The organism is Pseudomonas sp. BIGb0278 (assembly GCF_024809895.1).
GTDB lineage: Bacteria > Pseudomonadota > Gammaproteobacteria > Pseudomonadales > Pseudomonadaceae > Aquipseudomonas > Aquipseudomonas shirazensis.
In genome coordinates this window covers 1,352,177-1,371,319 of the sequence record NZ_JANUEL010000001.1, presented here as the reverse complement: position 1 = coordinate 1,371,319, position 19,143 = coordinate 1,352,177, and the positions used below count along the sequence as shown (strand labels likewise).

Annotated in this window: 16 protein-coding genes; 12 read left to right on the top strand and 4 right to left on the bottom strand. The window is 62.2% G+C overall.

Annotated elements, in window-relative coordinates; all coding sequences use genetic code 11:
• The first annotated feature begins 34 nt into the window (after positions 1-34).
• The 6 genes from M2396_RS06235 to M2396_RS06210 all read left to right on the top strand — a co-directional run bounded on the left by M2396_RS06235 (position 35) and on the right by M2396_RS06210 (position 6,412).
• Entirely contained in the window at positions 35-1,321 is a 1,287-nt protein-coding gene (locus tag M2396_RS06235; protein ID WP_188035885.1) for an MFS transporter, read from the top strand.
• Positions 1,322-1,330: 9 nt separating this feature from the next.
• On the top strand, positions 1,331-2,311 hold the full coding sequence (locus tag M2396_RS06230) for a D-glycerate dehydrogenase (protein ID WP_220633579.1): 981 nt from the start codon (positions 1,331-1,333) through the stop codon (positions 2,309-2,311).
• A 131-nt stretch (positions 2,312-2,442) separates the two neighbouring features.
• A complete protein-coding gene (locus tag M2396_RS06225) occupies positions 2,443-3,165 on the top strand; it encodes a GntR family transcriptional regulator (RefSeq protein WP_101319237.1) in 723 nt (240 codons plus the stop codon).
• Positions 3,162-3,950, top strand: coding sequence for an SDR family oxidoreductase (locus tag M2396_RS06220; RefSeq protein ID WP_101319239.1), 789 nt, complete (start codon positions 3,162-3,164; stop codon positions 3,948-3,950). Before M2396_RS06225 ends, M2396_RS06220 begins: the two co-directional genes overlap by 4 nt.
• A gap of 90 nt (positions 3,951-4,040) precedes the next feature.
• Positions 4,041-4,973, top strand: coding sequence for a 3-keto-5-aminohexanoate cleavage protein (locus M2396_RS06215; RefSeq protein WP_259073862.1), 933 nt, complete (start codon positions 4,041-4,043; stop codon positions 4,971-4,973).
• Positions 4,974-5,071: 98 nt separating this feature from the next.
• The gene (locus M2396_RS06210; protein WP_101319243.1) at positions 5,072-6,412 is read left to right on the top strand and encodes an MFS transporter; all 1,341 of its coding nucleotides are present in this window, start codon (positions 5,072-5,074) and stop codon (positions 6,410-6,412) included.
• 67 nt (positions 6,413-6,479) lie between these two features.
• On the opposite strand, the gene M2396_RS06205 is transcribed toward M2396_RS06210, so the two are convergent.
• Positions 6,480-7,151, bottom strand: a complete 672-nt coding sequence (locus M2396_RS06205; protein WP_259073858.1) for a DUF3313 domain-containing protein — start codon at positions 7,149-7,151, stop codon at positions 6,480-6,482.
• A 328-nt stretch (positions 7,152-7,479) separates the two neighbouring features.
• Here M2396_RS06205 and M2396_RS06200 point away from each other — a divergent pair, with 328 nt between their 5' ends.
• Both M2396_RS06200 and M2396_RS06195 read left to right on the top strand, forming a co-directional pair.
• Positions 7,480-10,347 carry an HD domain-containing phosphohydrolase gene (locus tag M2396_RS06200; protein WP_409035079.1) on the top strand — a complete coding sequence of 956 codons (2,868 nt, stop codon included), beginning with the start codon at positions 7,480-7,482 and terminating at the stop codon, positions 10,345-10,347.
• Positions 10,348-10,454: 107 nt separating this feature from the next.
• Positions 10,455-11,639 (top strand): MFS transporter, encoded by a 1,185-nt coding sequence (locus M2396_RS06195; RefSeq protein WP_259073856.1) that lies wholly within the window; start codon positions 10,455-10,457, stop codon positions 11,637-11,639.
• A gap of 46 nt (positions 11,640-11,685) precedes the next feature.
• On the opposite strand, the gene M2396_RS06190 is transcribed toward M2396_RS06195, so the two are convergent.
• Positions 11,686-12,873 (bottom strand): MFS transporter, encoded by a 1,188-nt coding sequence (locus M2396_RS06190; RefSeq protein WP_178080764.1) that lies wholly within the window; start codon positions 12,871-12,873, stop codon positions 11,686-11,688.
• Between the two features lie 141 nt (positions 12,874-13,014).
• The gene (locus M2396_RS06185) at positions 13,015-13,902 is read right to left on the bottom strand and encodes a LysR family transcriptional regulator (RefSeq protein ID WP_259073851.1); all 888 of its coding nucleotides are present in this window, start codon (positions 13,900-13,902) and stop codon (positions 13,015-13,017) included.
• A 137-nt stretch (positions 13,903-14,039) separates the two neighbouring features.
• Here M2396_RS06185 and M2396_RS06180 point away from each other — a divergent pair, with 137 nt between their 5' ends.
• The 4 genes from M2396_RS06180 to M2396_RS06165 all read left to right on the top strand — a co-directional run bounded on the left by M2396_RS06180 (position 14,040) and on the right by M2396_RS06165 (position 18,365).
• The gene (locus M2396_RS06180) at positions 14,040-15,395 is read left to right on the top strand and encodes an MFS transporter (RefSeq protein WP_220633585.1); all 1,356 of its coding nucleotides are present in this window, start codon (positions 14,040-14,042) and stop codon (positions 15,393-15,395) included.
• Between the two features lie 15 nt (positions 15,396-15,410).
• Positions 15,411-15,848, top strand: a complete 438-nt coding sequence (gene aroQ / locus M2396_RS06175; RefSeq protein WP_181106381.1) for a type II 3-dehydroquinate dehydratase — start codon at positions 15,411-15,413, stop codon at positions 15,846-15,848.
• 261 nt (positions 15,849-16,109) lie between these two features.
• A complete protein-coding gene (locus M2396_RS06170; protein WP_259074234.1) occupies positions 16,110-16,733 on the top strand; it encodes a dTMP kinase in 624 nt (207 codons plus the stop codon).
• Between the two features lie 36 nt (positions 16,734-16,769).
• Complete coding sequence (locus M2396_RS06165) at positions 16,770-18,365, top strand: PQQ-dependent sugar dehydrogenase (protein WP_259073847.1); 1,596 nt, start codon at positions 16,770-16,772, stop codon at positions 18,363-18,365.
• A gap of 6 nt (positions 18,366-18,371) precedes the next feature.
• Here the strand turns inward: M2396_RS06165 and M2396_RS06160 are convergent, their stop codons facing one another.
• Entirely contained in the window at positions 18,372-19,106 is a 735-nt protein-coding gene (locus M2396_RS06160; RefSeq protein ID WP_101319260.1) for a peptidase, read from the bottom strand.
• Positions 19,107-19,143 lie beyond the last annotated feature (37 nt).

Below are 19,143 nucleotides of genomic sequence, written 5' to 3'. Positions count from 1 at the left end.
GCAACAAAAACAACCAAGCTCAGGAGCACACCTCATGCAAACGACCAGCCTCGCGCGTCGCCGGTGGTGGTACATCATCCCGATCGTGTTCATTACCTACAGCCTGGCCTATCTGGACCGCGCCAATTACGGCTTTGCCGCAGCCTCCGGCATGGCCGACGACCTCAAGATCACCCCGGCCTTGTCGTCCTTGCTCGGTGCGTTGTTCTTTCTCGGCTACTTCTTCTTTCAGGTGCCCGGGGCGATCTATGCGGAAAAACGCAGCGTCAAGAAGCTGATCTTCGTCAGCCTGATCCTCTGGGGTGGGCTGGCGACGCTGACTGGGATGATCAGCAATGTGTACTTTCTGATCGCCATCCGCTTCCTCCTCGGGGTGGTCGAGGCGGCAGTGATGCCGGCGATGCTGATCTACCTGTGCCATTGGTTTACCCGCGCCGAACGCTCGCGGGCCAACACCTTCCTGATGCTCGGCAACCCGGTGACGATCCTGTGGATGTCGGTGGTGTCGGGCTACCTGATCAAGCATTACGACTGGCGCTGGATGTTCATCATCGAAGGCCTGCCGGCGGTGCTCTGGGCGTTTATCTGGTGGCGCCTGGCGGCGGACAAACCGGCCCAGGTGAGCTGGCTCAGCCAGCACGAGAAGGACCAGTTGCAAGCGGCGCTGGCGACTGAGCAGCAGGGCATCAAACCGGTGAAGAATTATCGCGAGGCGTTCCGCTCGCCGCAGGTCATCGTGCTGTCGTTGCAGTACTTCTGCTGGAGCATCGGCGTGTACGGCTTTGTGCTGTGGCTGCCGTCGATCCTCAAGCAGGCCGCCAATGTCGATATCGTCACGGCGGGCTGGTTGTCATCGGTGCCGTATCTGGCGGCAGTGCTGGCCATGGTCGGCGTGTCGTGGGCCTCGGACCGGCTGCAGAAGCGCAAGCGTTTTGTCTGGCCACCGCTGCTGATCGCCGCGCTGTCGTTCTACGGCTCGTATGCGCTGGGCAGCGAGCACTTCTGGTGGTCGTACGCTCTGCTGGTCCTGGCCGGAGCCTGCATGTATGCGCCATACGGGCCGTTTTTCGCGATCGTGCCGGAGATTCTGCCGAGCAACGTCGCAGGCGGGGCCATGGCCTTGATCAACAGCATGGGCGCACTGGGCTCGTTCGGTGGCTCGTGGCTGGTGGGCTACCTGAATGGCGCCACCGGCGGGCCAGGCGCCTCTTACCTGTTCATGTGCGGTGCGCTGCTGACGGCGGTTGCCCTCACGGTCGCACTGCGTACACCCCAGGCTCAGCCCAAGCGTCGCGCTGGCGGCCTGGCACTGAATCATTAAGGAATTGCCATGAAAAAGACCATAGTCCTCTACAAGCGCTTGTCCGATGATTTGCTCGGCCGCCTGCGCGAGCAGGCCGAAGTGATCTTCGTCGACACCGCGCAGGCGGATGGCCTGGCCCGTCTGCGCGATGCCTTGCCCCACGCCCATGGCCTGCTCGGGGCCAGCCTGCGCCTGGACAGCAGCCTGCTGGACCTGGCGCCGCAGCTGGAAGCGGTGGCCAGCGTCTCGGTGGGGGTCGACAACTACGACATCGCTGACCTGACCCGACGCGGCATCGTCCTCACCAATACCCCCGATGTGCTTACCGAAACCACCGCCGATACTGGCTTTGCCTTGATCCTGGCGACGGCGCGCAGGGTGGTCGAACTTGCCAGTTGGGTGCGGGCAGGGCACTGGCAGGCCAACCTGGGGCCGGCTCACTTCGGCACCGATGTGCACGGCAAGACCTTGGGTATCGTTGGTATGGGCCGCATCGGTGAAGCACTGGCCAAGCGTGCGGCTGCAGGGTTTGGCATGCGCGTGGTGTATCACAGCCGTCAGCCCAAGCCTGCCGTCGAGGCCCTTTATGGCGCCGCTTGTCGCAGCCTCGACGGGCTGCTGCAGGAATCGGATTTTGTATGCCTGACGGTGCCGTTGAGTGCCGCGACCGAGGGTTTGATCGGCGCGCGGGAACTCAGCCTGATGAAACCCGAGGCCATCCTCATCAACATTTCACGTGGCCGGGTGGTGGATGAAACCGCGCTGATCGAAGCGCTACGTGAGCAGCGCATTCGCGGGGCCGGGCTGGATGTGTTCGTCAAAGAGCCGTTGGCGGCGGATTCGCCCTTGCTGCAACTGGACAACGTGGTGGCGACGCCGCACATCGGCTCGGCGACCCACGAAACCCGCCAGGCCATGGCCCGCTGCGCGGTAGACAATTTGCTCTGTGCGTTGGCTGACCAGCGCCCACAGAATCTGGTCAATCCGCAGGTTTGGGCAATGCGCTAGCCGGCATTGCTGGGGGCGCAAAGCGCCCCGACGTTCTAGGGCCAAACCCACTGTCGTGCTGAAACCAATTGACATATGTTATTTGTGATCACATATTGAAGCCATAACAACGCCAATATGTGAGTCTGCCCATGACTGATCGCCCAACCCTCCTGCCGGTAATGCGCCCGGTGTCGCGCGACACACTGCAGGACCAGGTCTACCGCCAGATCCGTGAAGCGCTGATGAGCGGCCGCTTTCAGCCCGGCCAGAAGCTGACCATCCGCGGCCTGGCCGAAGCCTTGGGTTCAAGCCCGATGCCCGTGCGAGAGGCGCTCAACCGCCTGAGTGCCGAAAACGCCTTTGAAGTCACCGAAACAGCCCGCCTGCGGGTGCGCATGATGACGCCGGAGCGCCTGCGCGAAATCCGCGACGCGCGGGTAGCGCTGGAAGGCTTGCTGGCCGAGAAAGCCGTGGTGCTGCTGACCCAGCGCGACCTGAGCGAGATCACCCAACTCTGCGAACAGATGCAGCACGCCGCCGACAACGTCGATGTGGCGCGTTATCTGTGGACCAACTTTGCCTTTCACCGGCGCATCTACGCTGTGGCCAACGCCGAGCTGACCGTCGCCGCGGTGGAGAACTTCTGGCTGCACATGGGCCCATGCTTTGCCCTGGTCGCACCGGACAAGGCCCACCTGCAACGCTCGATGGAGGCGCACAACCGCATCGTCGAAGCCTTGCAGGCCGGTGATGGCGCCGCTGCGCGGGCGGCGGTCACCGACGACATCATGCAGGCGGCCGACTCGCTGGCACGCCTGATCGTCAAGAGCGACCGTTCCAGGTCGCCTGCTTCAGGAGTTAAAAAAGCATGAGCGTTCTTAACCGACTGATTCCCTACAGCGGCCTGCGCGTATTGATCTCTGGCGGCGCCGCCGGCATCGGCGAGGTGCTGGCTGCGGCGTACATGGAGGCCGGCGCCAAGGTGCATGTCTGCGATGTCAGCGAAGCGGCCCTGGCGGCGTTTCGTGATCGCTACCCGAATAGCCTGGCAACCAAGGCCGATGTCGGCGACCCAGCGCAGATCGAAGCCGTGTTCAAGGTCCAGCGCGAGCAGTTCGGCGGCCTCGATGTGCTGATCAACAACGCCGGGATCGCCGGGCCGACGGCGGGCATAGACGCCGTCACTGACGAAGAATGGCAGCGCACCGTCGATATCAACCTGACCGGGCAATATCGCTTCGCCCACCATGCGGTGCCGCTGCTCAAAGCCTCGCCGAATGCCCACCTGATTCACATCGCCTCGGTGGCGGGGCGCCTCGGCTACGCCTGGCGTACGCCTTATGCCGCAACCAAATGGGCGATCGTTGGGCTGATGAAGTCCCTGGCCAGCGAGCTGGGCGAGAGCGATATCCGCGTCAACGCCTTGCTCCCGGGCATCGTCGAAGGGCCACGCATGGACGGCGTGATTCGCGCCCGGGCCGAGCAGTTGAACGTGCCTGAAGCGGCGATGCGTGACGAATACCTGCAGAAGATCTCGCTCAAGCGCATGGTCACCGCCGAAGACGTCGCCGCCATGGCGCTGTTCCTGTGTTCACCGGCGGCACGCAACGTGACCGGCCAGGCCATCAGCGTGGATGGCAACGTCGAGTACCTGTAACGGCTCGACCCTCATGCAGTAACGGCGGGGCTGCAGCCCTGCTGCTGACGTATTCACTTTCTCACCAAGAACAAGAATGGAGAAATTCGCATGTCCAGAAAACGCCCGATCATCATTACCTGCGCGGTCACTGGCGCTATTCACACGCCGTCGATGTCGCCGCATCTGCCGATCACCCCGCAGCAAATTGCCGATGCCGCCATTGGTGCCGCCGAAGCCGGCGCTGCCATCGTCCACCTGCATGCACGTGACCCGATCGATGGCCGGCCCAGCCAGGACGTCGACCTGTTCCGCCAGTTCTTGCCGCAGATCAAGGCCAAGAGCGACGTCGTCATCAACATCACCACCGGCGGGGCGCCAACCATGGGCGTTGAAGAGCGCCTGCAGCCGGTGGCTCAGCTCAAGCCGGAGCTGGCTTCACTGAACATGGGCTCGATGAACTTCGGCCTGTACGAAATGCTCGAGCGCTTCACCGAGTTCAAGCATGACTGGGAGCGGCCATATCTGGCAGAAAGTGACGACCGGATCTTCCGCAATACCTTCCGCGACATCGCGCACATACTCAACGCCTGTGCCGAGAACCGTACCCGCTTCGAAATCGAGTGCTACGACATCGGCCACCTGTATACCGCCGCGCATTTCCTCCAGCGCGGCCTGCTCAACGCACCGATATTCATCCAGTCAGTGTTTGGCCTGCGCGGCGGTATCGGTGGCCACCCGGAAGACCTTGCGCACATGCGCCGTACGGCTGATCGGCTGTTTGGCGACGCTTATCAGTGGTCGATCCTGGGCGCCGGGCGCAATCAGATCCCGCTGGGTACCATGGGCCTGGCAATGGGCAGCCACGTACGGGTTGGCCTGGAGGATTCGTTGTGGGACGGCCCGGGCCAACTGGCCGCATCCAATGCCGACCAGGTCAAACGCATCCGGACAGTGATCGAAGCGCTCGGCGCGCGCGTAGCAACGCCGGATGAAGCCCGGGAAATGCTCGACCTCAAAGGCCAGGACAAGGTCGACTTCTAGCCCCGGCGTCACCTCGCGGATTCTGTGCAGCGGGGCGTTGGGCCCGGCTGCCGGCACCTTCAGCATTCACCGGCTACTCAAGCCATGAGGTTTGTGCGATGACAATTACAAGAAACATCGATAGCGCTGCCACACCCCGTGATTCAGCCACGCTGAACAAGGTCATCTTCATCAAGCTGATGCCGTTGCTGATTGCGGCGTACATCCTGAGCTTTCTCGACCGCACCAACATCGCTTTGGCCAAGCATCAGCTGGATGTGGATCTGGGCATTTCGGCGGCGGCCTATGGGCTGGGCGCCGGCTTGTTCTTTCTGACCTATGCGCTGTCGGAAGTACCCAGCAACCTGATCATGCACAAGGTCGGCGCGCGCTTCTGGATCGCCCGCATCATGGTGACATGGGGCCTGATTTCGGCCGCGATGGCGTTTGTTCAGGGCGAAACCTCGTTTTACATCCTGCGTCTGCTGCTGGGCGTCGCCGAGGCGGGGCTGTTCCCCGGCGTGATGCTCTATCTGACCTATTGGTTCGGCCGCGAGCAACGTGCGCGGGCGATTGGCTACTTCCTCCTGGGGGTGTGCTTCGCCAATATCATCGGCGGCCCGCTGGGCGCGTTGCTGATGCAGCTGGACGGCGTCTGGGGCTGGCGCGGTTGGCAGTGGATGTTCATGCTCGAAGGCCTGCCGGCGGTGTTCTTCGCCTATGTCGTGTGGACGAAGCTGCCGGACCGGCCGAGCAAGGCGCCGTGGCTGAGCCCGGCTGAAGCCGAGCAGATCGAACGCGGCCTGGCGGCTGAGCAGGAGGAAGGTGCAGGGCAGGGCGGCCATTCGCTCAAGCAGTGCCTGACGCCGCAGATCTTCCTGGCGATCCTGGTGTACTTCTGCCATCAGATCACTGTGTATACGGTGATCTTCTTCCTGCCGGGGATCATCGGCAAATACGGAGAGTTGACCACGCTGCAGATCGGCTTGCTGACCTCGCTGCCGTGGATCGCCGCAGCCGTGGGTGCCATGGCGCTGCCGCGTTTTGCCACGACCCCGCAGCGGGCGCGGATGATGCTGGTGTGCGGGTTGCTGACCATGGCCGCCGGGCTGGGTATCGCCTCGCTGGCAGGGCCGGTGCTGAGCCTGCTGGGCTTCTGCCTGTCGGCGCTGATGTTCTTTGTGGTGCAGTCGATCATCTTCCTGTACCCGGCGTCACGCCTCAAAGGCGCTGCACTGGCCGGTGGGCTGGGCTTCGTCAACTCATGTGGGCTGTTGGGCGGCTTTGTCGGCCCGTCGGTGATGGGCCTGATCGAGCAAACGACAGGTAACGCCATGGACGGGATGAAAATCATCGCGGTGATCCTGGTGCTCGCCGCGCTGGCTGCCCTGCGCCTGCGTCAAGGGCATGAGCGCAAGGTCCCCAAGGCTGAAGCGCATGGACGCCGACAGGTAGTTTGAGTCCACACTGGGCTGCTCTGGCTGACGTTGCAGGCCAGAGCAGCCCTGTTGCGGTTGTAACCTTGGACTATTTGTCTTTGACCTGCTCGAACGACTTGGCCATGTCTCTGGCCCAGCCATCGAGTACCGCTTTCACATCCTTGGTCTGCATGACCTGGTCGGCGTTATCCAGTTCGGCGCCCGCACCTTTGCGCACCACCTGCGCCACCACTTTGTTGTCGGCCGCGTCGATGAAGGCCGCTTCAGTGGCGAGGCTGGTGTCCTGATCACGGATGCCGGTCGCGGTGCTCACGCCGGCTGCGATCAAGGCAATCGGGATCACTTCATAGGCTTGCAGGCTCTTGGTGCTCGCACTCACCCCAGTAATCGCCGGCCGCACGATCAACACCTCCGGGCCTGGTCCCTTGGCCAACGGCATGACCTTGGCCATTTCCCGCTGCAGGGCCTGATCGTAATACTGGGTGATGCCTTGCAGGGTGCTGGCGGGGATCTTGGCCGTGGGCTGCGGCTTTGGATACAGCTGGCTCGGTTCGATATAGACCTTGGTGTAGCGGCGTGCATCGAGCTTCGGATCGACCCAGCGCATCACCGGCGCACCGGAAGGTGAAGTCTCCTGCTTGAGCAAACTGTAATCCTTGAGGAATCCAGAATACTGGTTGGACTCGACGTACTTGCTGGCACAGCCAGACACTGCAAGTGTTGCCACGCACAACGCGGTCAGCAGTAACTTTGACTTCATGTTGTTGCTCCTTGTGGACCGATCTCGGACGAGATCACACTGCCGAGGGGGAATCGCCACGTCGCGCGGCCTTTCAAACTATCGAGCTGCAGCGTTGCGATTGGTGTCAAACAGGGTGATGCGAGTTGCCCTGTGGCCCGCATTGCTCATGTAATGAGCGCAGCCGAGTCCAGTACATGACAGCGCTGTTACTTGGCACACCTGGGCAACCGTCAATCAGCATAGTCCAGCCATGCGTAAGTAAAGAGTTGGGCTAGGATTAGCTGGAACAGGCGCGGCGGGCATTCGAGCTGCGGATTACAACGAATGCCAAAGAAGGTCCAGACCCTTGAACACCTCACGCCGCGGCTTCTCCCTGCAAGTGCTGATTGGCCTGGCAATCATGTTCAGTACGCTGACGCTTGGGGCAGTGCTGGCCTACAAGGGCTACCGCAGCATCGAGCACACCTTGCTGGCTGCATCGGCCGACACCAGTCGCCAGCTGGCGCGCACCATCAACGAGCGGGCGCAGCGTTTGATCAACCCGGTACTCAGCTCGATCCGTCTGCTTGCCCATGACTCGCTTGCCGAGGCCGTCACGCTGCAGCAACGGCTTGATCGTTTGCCCTTGCTCGCGGCCAGCCTGGACGCCAATAGCATGCTCAGCGCGGTGTATGTGGGCTATGCCAATGGCGAGTTCGTGCTGTTACGGGCGCTGCGCGACAAGGCCGACAGCCAGAGCGTGCATGCGCCCGCAGGTGCCGCGTACCTGTTGCAAAGCATCAGCCTGGACGGCAGTGGGCAGATGCTCGGTGAGTGGCGCTTTTACGACAGAGGGCTGACGCTGCTGCAAACGCTGGCCAAACCGGACTACCACTTTGACCCGCGTACGCGGCCGTGGTTTGTCGAGGGCCTGGCCAGCGCGACTACCCAGTTGACCAAGCCCTATGTCTTTTTCACCACCAAGGAGATCGGCCTGACGGTTGCCCAACGCAGCATCACTGGGCACGCAGTGCTGGGCATGGACGCCTCGGTCAACGACCTGGGCGGCGAAGTTGCTGACCTGCGCACGACCCCCGGCACGCAGATGGCGGTGGTGGGCAGTGACGGCGAGGTAGTGTTTTACCCAGACCTGCAGCGGGTAGTGGTCCAGGACGGTGCGGCGCTGCGTTTGTCGCGCCTGGACGAGCTGGCGGTCGACAGCCTCAGCTGGCTGTTCGTCAACAATTACCAGAGCGCAGACCCGGTCCACTATCAGGCGGCCGGCCAGGACTGGTACGGCGTGCAGGTTCCGCTTTCGTCATTCACCCAGCACGACATCCGCCTGCTGATCGCAGTACCCGCGGCTGAGCTACTGGGCGGCGCGCGGCAGATGCTGATGGCCGAAGCGCGCTGGGCGATTGTTCTGATCGGGGTCCTGCTGCTGGTCGGCTGGGCCCTGGCGCGGCGCATTGGCCAGCCGCTGCAGGCGCTGACCGAGCAAGTACAGGCTCTGGCCAGTTTCGACTTCAGCCGGCGCGTCGGGGTCGAGTCGCGGATCAGCGAGGTCAGCGCGCTGAGCGAGGTGCTCGGCGGCATGTCGCGCACCATTCACAACTTCCAGGCGATCACCCTCAGCCTGAGCCGGGAAACCAATCTGGAAGATATGCTTCGCCAGGTGCTGGGTGAACTGGTGGAGGCGACTGCCGTAACCAGCGGTGCTGTCTATCTGGCCGGCGAAGACAGCGAGGTATTACGCCTGGCTGCCCACTATCGCGATGAGCGCTATCCCGCTGACCTGCAGCTTGGCGTGCACGAGCCGCATCAACTCAATAGCGCAGTGGAGCAGGCGATGCCTGGCCAGACACCGACCATGGCCGTGGCGCTGAATGACCGCAGCGGGCAGCGCCTTGGGCTGTTGGTGTTGCAACTGGGCCCGGCGCAGCTGCACTCGGGCGGCATTGCACCGGCATTTCGCCAGTTTGTCGAGGAGCTGTCCGGGGCGGCCGCAGTGGCCATAGAGACACGCCAGTTGATCGAGGCCCAGCAACGCCTGCTCGACGGCATCATCCAGCTGCTCGCGGATGCCACCGATGCCAAAAGCCCCTATACCGGGGGCCACTGCCAGCGGGTGCCGGTGCTGGCGCAAATGCTCATGGACAGTGTCATCGCCGCAAACAGTGGGCCTTACGCGCAGTTTCACATGAGCGCGCTGGAGCGCTATGAGTTCAGGATCGCGGCGTGGCTGCATGACTGCGGCAAGGTCACCAGCCCAGAGTACGTAGTCGACAAGGCGACCAAGCTGGAGACCTTGAACAACCGCATCCACGAGATCCGCACCCGCTTCGAAGTGCTCTGGCGCGATGCCGAGTTGCTCTATTGGCAGCGCCTGGCTGAGGGTGGCGAGCAGCAGGCGCTGCAAGTAGCGCTGGAGAATACCCGGGCGCAGTTGCAGGAAGAGTTCGCCTTTATCGCCAATGCCAACATCGGCGGCGAGTTCATGTCCGATGCCGATATCGAGCGCTTGCGTATCATTGGTTCGCGCCCGTGGCTGCGCAACTTCGATAACCGCCTGGGCTTGTCCCGTGACGAGGCAGAACGCCTGGCGCCAGTGGCCTCGGCATTGCTGCCGGCGCCTGAGCAACTACTGGCTGACCGTGTCGACCACCTGGTGCCATGGGGTGAGCGCAAGCCGCCAGTCGACAAACACGACCCACGCAATACCTGGGGCTTTGACATGCGCCTGCCGACCCATGCCTACAACTATGGCGAACTGCACAACCTGAGTATCCGTCGCGGCACCCTGACTGACGAAGAGCGCTTCAAGATCAACGAGCACATCGTGCAGACCATCATCATGCTCAACACCTTGCCGTTGCCCAGCCACCTCAAGCGCGTACCGCAGATTGCCGGCAACCATCACGAGAAGATGGACGGCAGCGGCTACCCGCGTGGCTTGAAGAAAGACGACATGAGCATCGCCGAACGAGTGATGGCGATTGCCGATATCTTCGAGGCACTGAGTGCCGCTGACCGGCCCTATAAGGCAGCCAAGACGTTGTCGGAGTCAGTCAAGATTCTCGGCTTCATGGCCCGCGACCAGCACATCGACCCAGGGCTGTTCCGCCTATTTTTAAGCAGCGGTGTGTACCGCGAGTACGGCGAGCGTTTTCTGCGCAGTGACCAGCTTGACGACGTCGATATCGAGCCTTATCTGCGCGCATTCGCAGGGTCTTGAGGGCTTCTGGAGGGTGCCTGCCGACTATCGATTGCGCTCATGAAAGTTTGACCGATGAGTCAAATCTGCCTAGGGTAGCCCGCTCTGTTTTTCTGTCTGAGCGTGTTATGACTACCCCGTACAAGCTGCCAGCAACCGTCTACCTGCTGGGTTTGACCATCTTCACCCTGGTCACCGCCGAGTTCATGGTTGCCGGGATGATGCCGGCATTGGCTGATGCCTTCTCCGTCAGCCTGGCCCAGGTCGGCAACCTGATTGCCTTCTATGCATTGGGCATGGCCCTCGGTGGGCCGCCGCTCACAGTGCTGTTGATTTCTCGCGGCATCGGTAACAAACGGGCGTTGATCGCCTTGTTGGTCGTCTATTTATTGGCCGCCGGGGTGTCCGCCGTGGCGCCGAGCTACACCATCCTGCTGACGGCGCGGGTGATCATGGGTGTGGCCAGTGCAGCCTGCATCGGCCTGTGCATGACTCTGTGTGCCGGGCTGGTGCCGTTGGCCGCGCGGGGCAGGGCGATCGCGGTGGTGCTGGCGGGGCTGATGCTGTCGCCGGTGGCCGGCGTGCCGCTGACCACGGTGATCGAGCAGGTCGCCGGCTGGCGCGCCAGTGCCTGGATGATCGTTGCCCTGGCGCTGCTGTGCACCTTGCTGGTCGCACGCCAGCTGCCGCAGGACGTCGTCGGCCAGCAGCCCAGCCTGCGTCGGCAACTGGACGATCTGAAAAGCCGCAGCCTGTGGGGTGCCTATGTCACCAGCGGGCTGATCATCGGAGCGACCTTTGCCGCATTCAGCTACATCACACCGATCTTGATCAACGAAGTCGGTGTATTGCCCGCTTACGTCGCACCGCTGCTGGCGCTGTACGGCGTCGCCAACGTGCTTGGCAACCTGTTCATCGGACGTATCGCCGAGCGGCACACCTTCCGCGCCTTGGGTTGGGGTCTGGCGCTGCTGGTGCTGGCCATGGCCGGCTTTGCGCTGGGCGGCGAGCATCGCTGGTTGAATTTGCTGTGCTTTATCCTGATCGGTTTTACCGGCGTGGCGCTCAACCCAGCGATGGTCGCGCGGGTGATGAAGGCCGCCGAGCCGGGCGCGTTGGTCAATACCCTGCACACCTCGGTCATCACCGCTGGTTTGGCCTTTGGCAGTTGGGCGGGGGGCCAGGCGATCGATGCGGGCTTTGGCCTGCGTGCGCCGCTGTGGGTTGGCGCGGCGCTGGCCGGACTGGGCCTGATCAGCCTGGCGCGGCCACTACTCAATGCCCGCACGCCTGCGCCAAGGCCGTATGCCTGATTGAAGCAGGGCGCAACAGTCAGTACTGTTGCGCCCACGTGTTTGCTTAGTGGCCGCCCTTCATGCGGCGCGCCAGCAGATACAGGCCCAGGCCGACCAACGCGGTCGCCGCGCCGATGTAACCCGTGCTGGTCCAGCCCAGTCCAGCAGTAATCGCCATGCCGCCCAGCCACGGCCCCAGCGCATTGGCCAGGTTGAACGCTGCGTGGTTGGATGCCGCCGCCAGGCTCGGCGCCTCGTGGGCGATGTCCATCAAGCGAATCTGCAGCGGCGCTGCCAGGGCGATCATGCTGCCGACCAAGGCGATACCGAGCATGACTGACCACAGTGCATGGGCGGCGTAGGTGAAGAACAGCAGCACGCCGATCGACCAGAGCAACACCAGGCCTACCGCACGGAACTGCAGCCGATCAAACAGCTTGCCGCCGGCAATGTTGCCGATGATGCCGCCGGCGCCAAATGCCGCCAGGGCAAAGGGGATCATCTGTGCCGAAGTGCCGGTCACCTCGAGCATGGTGGGCGCCAGATAGCTGAACACGCAGAACATCCCGGCAAAGCCCACGGCGGCAATGCCCAGCGCCATCCACACTTGCGGCAAGCGGAACGCCTGCAACTCCTTGCGCGGATCGCTGCGTGCTTCATCGTCACGCTGCGGCACATAACGCCAGACCAGGGCAATGGTGCATAGCGCGATCACGCCCACCAGCAAGAATGCCGACCGCCAGCCAAAGTACTGCCCCAGCAGGGTTGCCACGGGATTGCCCAGCAGCATGGCCAGGGTCAGCCCGAGCATCACTCGCGCCACCGCCCCGGCCCGCTGGTTACTCGCGACCATGCTCGAGGCCACCACCGCCGCGATACCAAAATAGGCGCCATGGGGCAGGCCGCTGATGAAGCGGAACGCCACCAGGCCGCCGAATGATGGGGCAAAAGCTGTCGCCAGGTTGCCCGCGGCATACAGCGCCATCAGCAACAGCAGCATGTGCTTGCGCAGCAGCTTGGCGCCGAGAATCGCCAGCGCCGGTGCGCCGACCACCACGCCCAGGGCGTAGGCACTGATCGCGTGGCCGACTTGAGGCTCGCTCAGGTGCAGGTTGCTGGCAATGTCGGGCATCAGGCCCATGATCGCGAACTCGCCAGTGCCGATGGCGAAGCTGCCCAGGGCCATGGCGGCCTCCATTTTCGCCACGGTGGCTTTGGAGGCGGTTGGGGGAGGGGCTTGGTGAACTGACATCGGGATCCTTGTTGAAATACGCTGAAACGTTTAACTGAGCAGTTTATGGATGTGAACACGCTCCGTCGAGGCGGTTCATCGCTTGGCCAGCTAATGCTGTAGATGCCTGCGGAGTACAGATGTACTCCGCATCGAAAAAGCTCAGCTCAACCAGCCTTGCGCCTCATCCAGAAAATGCATGACTGCCCGTGAGCGCTCGTCCACGCGGGTGATCAACGACAGCTCGCTGTGCATGTCGGCCTGCTCGAGTTCGAGCGTACGGATGCCCGGCATGCTCAGTTGAGTGAGGGTTTGCGGGAGAATGCTGATGCCGATACCTGCTGCAATCAGGCCAGGAATGCTCATCAACGAAGGCACTTGCATGACGTTGGCAGGGTGCAACTGATACTGCCGGCACAGCTGCAGTATGTGTGAGGTCAGGCCGATGCCGAGCGGGTCTTCGAGGAAGATGAACTTCTCCTGGCGCAGGCTCGCCAGATCGCCGTTGAAGGTATCTGCCAGGGGATGGTTGTCAGGCATCAGCAGGACCAGCCTGGAGGTACTGAAGCAGTGGGTGCGCAGGCGGGCGGGCAAATGGTCCTTGAAGATCCGGGCAAAGCCGATGTCGAGCGTGCCTTCCAGCAGTTTGTCGAACTGAGCCTGAATGCGCGCATCGAGCAGGGTCACCTTGACTTCCGGATAGCTGCTGAAATAGTGCCGAATCAACTGTGGCAGATTGGCCTCGAGCAGTGCCGAGTGGTAGCCGATGGTAATTTCACCGATCTCTCCGCGCCGAGCGCGCTTGGCGGCGGCCACGGCCAGCTCACTGGAATGCAGGGCGTCCCGCGCATGCGGTAGAAACGCCGCGCCAGCGGCGGTCAGTTCGACGCCGCGATTGGCCCGGCGAAACAGCGTGACGGCCAGCTCGCTCTCCAGAGTCTTGATCAGCTGACTCAACGCAGGTTGGGCAACCTGCAAATGCTCGGCAGCCTTGCTGAAGTGCTGAAACTCGGCGGCGCAGACGAACGCGCGCAGATGACGTAGCTCCATGATTCGACCTGTATAAGGCTAGCTTATGAATTTATCCGGTTTTCGATAATTATCTTGCAGGTGAAAGCGCCTAGAGTCGACTCAGATGCACAACCGTCCGCTACGGGCGCTCGATAACAATAATGATTGAGACACTCATGAATACGACAGATGCCTCTGCTGCAGACAGTCAGATGTCCAGAAAGGCGGTCACCGCCGCCACCATCGGTACCGCGCTGGAGTGGTTCGACTTCACCCTTTACGGCGCGGTAGCTGCAACGGTCCTGCCCAAGCTGTTCTTCCCGGCCATGGAGCCCACCTCCGGCTTGCTCGCGTCACTGGCGACCTTTGGCGTAGGACTGGCGGCGCGGCCACTGGGCGCGATCACCTGCGGCTATCTGGGTGACAAACTCGGCCGGCGCAACCTGATGCTCGCGACAGTCAGCTTGATGGGCCTGGCCTCGGTGCTGATGGGGCTGCTGCCGACCTACGCGCAGGTGGGGATCTGGGCGCCGATCATGTTGGTGATCCTGCGGATCATTCAGGGCTTCGCGCTGGGCGGCGAGTCGACTGGCGCGCAGCTGATGGCCCTGGAACATGCACGCTCGGATCGGCGCGGGTTCTATTCAGGGCTTCTCGGCCTGTGCTCGCCACTCAGTCAGATACTTGCCAACGGCGCATTGCTTGGCCTGGCCGCGTTGCTCAGTGCCGAGCAGTTCGAGTCGTTTGGCTGGCGCATACCCTTCCTGATGAGTTTCGTGCTGGTGGTGGTGGCGATCTTTATTCGCCTCAAGGTCAGTGAAACGCCTGCCTTCGTTGCCTTGCAGAAGACCCAGGCGCCCCATGCAGGCAGCCCGTTGAAAGATGTGCTGAAGACGCACTCGCGGACCATTCTGCGTTTGATGCTGTTCTTCTGCTCGCCGGCCGCGCTGTTCTACCTGATCGTCATCTTCAGCTTGAGCTATCTGGTCAAAAACCTCGGCATGAGCCAGTCCATGGGCTTCATGTCACTGATGGTGGCCAACGTCTGCGCCATCTTCGGTGCGCTGGCCGGCGGCTACCTGAGCGACCGTTGGGGGCGCAAGAAGGCCTTGGCGTTTGGCTCCTGCATGACCCTGGCGATCCTGATGGTCTACTTCCCGATGCTCAATACCCAGCAACCGGCAGTGATCATGGCAGCGATGGGGCTGTTCCTCGGTTTCACCCAGTTCCAGAGCGGAATCCAGCCCGTCGCCTTTGCCGAAGCGTTCCCGACCAACGTGCGTTACAGCGGCTCGGCCCTGGCCTACACCGGTGCCAACCTGCTGATCGGCGGGCCGATGCCTATCCTCGCCGTGTGGCTGATGAGCCAGACCGGCAATTCACCCTGGCTGCTGGTGGCTATTTGCGCCGCGATCAATCTGGTCTCGCTGGCGATGATTCTGATCGGCCCGGAAACCCGCGGCATCGATCTCGACCAAGCCGACGGCGACGCCACTGTGCAGGCCAACGCGTCACCCCAGTACCTCAAATAAATGCAGAGTCCGACCATGAATCGTTCAGTCTTAATCCTCAACGGCCCCAACCTGAACATGCTGGGCCGCCGCGAACCCGAAATCTATGGCACGACGACACTGGCCGAGGTGAAACACGATTGCCAGCAGTTGGCGGCCGAACTGGACCTGGTGTGTGAGTTTCGCCAGACCAATCATGAAGGGGTCATGGTTGACTGGTTGCAGGAAGCCTTCGAGCGCGAGGCGGCAGTGATCATCAACCCCGCCGGCTTTTCGTTCCACTCCATCCCGGTGCTGGATGCGATGAAGTTGATCAAGGCGCCGTTGCTGGAGGTGCACATTTCCAACATCCATGCACGCGATGAGCTGCATCGCCATTCGATTACCTCGACGGTGGCCAATGGCGTGATTGCAGGCCTTGGGGTTGAAGGGTATCTGCTGGCGTTGCGGGCGATAGCCAGCCGGCTTGGCTGAGTGTACGGTCAGCACTTCTGAAACTTGTGTTTAGGTCGAGAACGTCGGGGCTGCTTCGCAATCCTTTCCGACCGGTCCGGCGCCCCGGCAAGGCCGCTCCTACAGATTGACCGCATCCGGCAGGCCAGCGCGTACATCTGTAGGAGCGGCCTTGTGTCGCGAAAGGGGCGCAGAGCGCCCCTACCGTCACCCATTAAGCAGGGTAGAATGCGGCTCGCCATGAGCGCATTGAAGGTAGTGACTTTGCTGACTGCAGGCCCTGTGAATCGTCCGTTGTTCGTCGCCTTCGACGGCCCTAAAGGCACCGGTAAAACCACGCTTCTGGAAACCGTGACTCAGGCTCTGCGCGCGGAGGGCAACAAGGTTGTCCGCCTTTGCGAGAAAAAGAGCGATCCGTTTCGTGGCGACACCATGGCCCTGGTCAACCAGGTAGCGCGAACCCCTTGTGCAGACCTGGAGTTGCAAATCTGCCAACGCCTGGCAGACAGCCGCGCCTGGATCTCAAAGCAGGTCCTGCCCAAACAGCCCGCCGACAGCATCATCCTGATCGACCGCTGGTATCCCTCCGATGCTGCCTTTCGCCGTCTGGTGCCGTTTGCGCAGATCCTTCAGCTGAACCTTGAGCGTGACGTGCAGGTGCCCGACCTGCACGTCGGCGTCGTCACCGCCCCGCACATTTCATGGGCCAGGGCAGCGGCACGCTCGCGTGGTTTGAACAGTACCGTGATGCACACGCTGCAAGAGCACGTCGCTTCGAGCGAAACGTTTGAACGTGCGGTTGCCGAGCATGGCTGGGTATTGTGTCGCAATGAGGGTAGCGTTGAAGACGCGACGAAGCAGATTGTGGCTGAAGTTCAAAGCCTGGTTGTTGGTTTGCCAATATGAAGTGATGTCAGCCACCCTAGTGCAGGAAATAACCCGATGCAGACACCCATGCGCCACATCCTCGGTGTACTCGCAGCCAGCTTGGTCACGGCGCTGCTCGCCAGCATCATCCAGACGCAACTGATACTCAGTGAGTTGATCGGGCTGGGGGCGCCGATCACGGCATCGATCCGCATGCACTCGACCGTGACGGATCTGATGACCTTCGCGCCGATCATGATGGCTATTGCAGTTGCGACGCTCGCCCCGGCGTTGCTGCTGGCGCATTGGCTGGCCAACAAGGTTTCAGTGCCACGCATGGCATTATGTGCAGGTGCTGGCATGTGTGGGCTTTGGACGGTGTTCTGGCTGATGCGCTCGGTCATTCCCATGCCGGCGATCCCCGGCACCAGAGACTTGCTCGGCCAGGTGTTGATGGCTTCGACGGGGATTGTCGCGGGTTTGCTGTATGCACAGCTGACCTCACCAACCCTCGCAGTTGTAAGCAGTCAGGACCGGGCCAAGGCGCTATTGGCGGTCGCGCTGGCTGGTATCCCGGCCATCCTGTTCTTTATTGGCGCACCGGCTGGCGTCGAGCGGCCTGCCGTCGTTGATGCGAGTAGATACAAAGTCCAGACAGTGGCCACTGGCTTGAGACAGCCATGGTCGGTTGCACTACTGCCGGATGGACGCGCATTGGTGACCGAGATGGCAGGGCGCCTGCTGGCTATCAGCAGCGACGGCTCAACTGCACAGGTAAACCTCGATGGGCTTCCGGCGCTGTTCCAGCAAGGTGCTGTCACTGGTTTGATGGATGTCGTGCTGGACCCGCAGTTCGAGCACAACGGCCTGCTTTATCTAACCATGGGTTATGGCAAGGCAGGCGCCAATGGCACGCAGCTGGTGCGGGGCAGACTGGTTGGCAATGCGTTGAATGACGTCCGCGTGCTGTTCAAATCGACACTCAAGCCCAGCGCCGGCAACAACGGCGGGCGCCTGGCATTTCTCGCCGATGAGACCCTGGTGCTGACCGTAGGCGATGGCAGCACGCGCCGCGAAGAGGCGCAAAACCGGGCCAATTCGCTGGGCAGCGTGGTCAGGCTCGACCGCGATGGCCGGCCACCGGCGGACAATCCTTTCATCGATCAGGCAGGCACCGCTGCCGAGCTCTACAGCCTGGGCCATCGCAACCCGCAGGGCATCGCGGTCGATCCTGCAACCGGCGATTTGCTGCTCAGCGAACACGGCCCCCGCGGTGGTGACGAGATCAATCAGATAGTGCCGGGCGGCAACTATGGCTGGCCCATCGTTACCGGCGGAGTTGACTATCCGTTTGCACAGGTAACACCACTACGTCAGCTGGCGGGCTATGAAGATCCAGTCGTGCAGTGGACACCCTCGATCGCACCGGCCGGCCTTGCCGTCTATCGCGGCACGATGTTCCCAGACTGGCGCGGCAATTTGCTGGTACCTGCGCTCAAGGAACGGGCGGTGCGTCGAGTATTGCGCAACGGCCGCCAAGTGGTCGGGCAGCAACTGCTGCTGGCAGACCTGAAGGAGCGGATGCGCGATGTGAAGGTTGCGCCGGACGGTTCAATCTACGTCCTCACCGACGGGCCTGACGCCAGGCTATTGCGCATCGTCGAACCCTGAGCCGGATCAATCGGCCATGAACTCACGCGGCGGCGGCTGCAGATCAGCCAGCAGATTCTTCAAACCATCGCTCCATTGCCGGCGAATATGGCTGTAGTACGGGTCATCCTGATGGATGCGCACCGGCGCCTTGGCGGCAAAGCTGTCCTTGGCATACACCAGCAGATCCAGCGGCATGCCCACTGACAGATTGCTGCGGATGGTCGAGTCGAACGAAATCAGGCCGCAGCGCAGCGCCTCGTCCAAAGGGGTGTGGTAGGTCAGGTTGCGATCGAGAATCGGCCGGCCGTACTTGCTCTCGCCAAGCTGCAGAAACGGCGTGTCCTGGGTGGCCTGGAAGAAGTTGCCCTGGGCGTAGACGTTATAGATGCCCATCTCGGCGCCGGCGATCTGGCCGCCGACCATGATCGTGCAGCTCAGGTCGATCTGTGCGGTCAGCTTGCTGCGGTCGCGGCTAATGACTTCGCGCAGCGTATCGGCAACCAGCACCGTGGCGTCGTACAGCGAGGTGACATTCAGCAAGTGGGTGCCGCTGCCGCGGCTGCGCTGTTCGAGCAGGCTGACCACCGATTGCGAAGTGGCCAGGTTGCCTGCGGTCTGCAACACGATCAGGCGTTCACCTGGCGCGCTGAAGACGAACAACTTGCGAAAAGTGGAGATCTGGTCGATGCCTGCGTTGGTGCGTGAGTCGCAGATGAACACCAGTCCGTCTGCCACGTGCATGGCGACGCAATAGGTCATGCTGGTTACCTTGTGCTGTGGGAATAGAGGCCCCGTC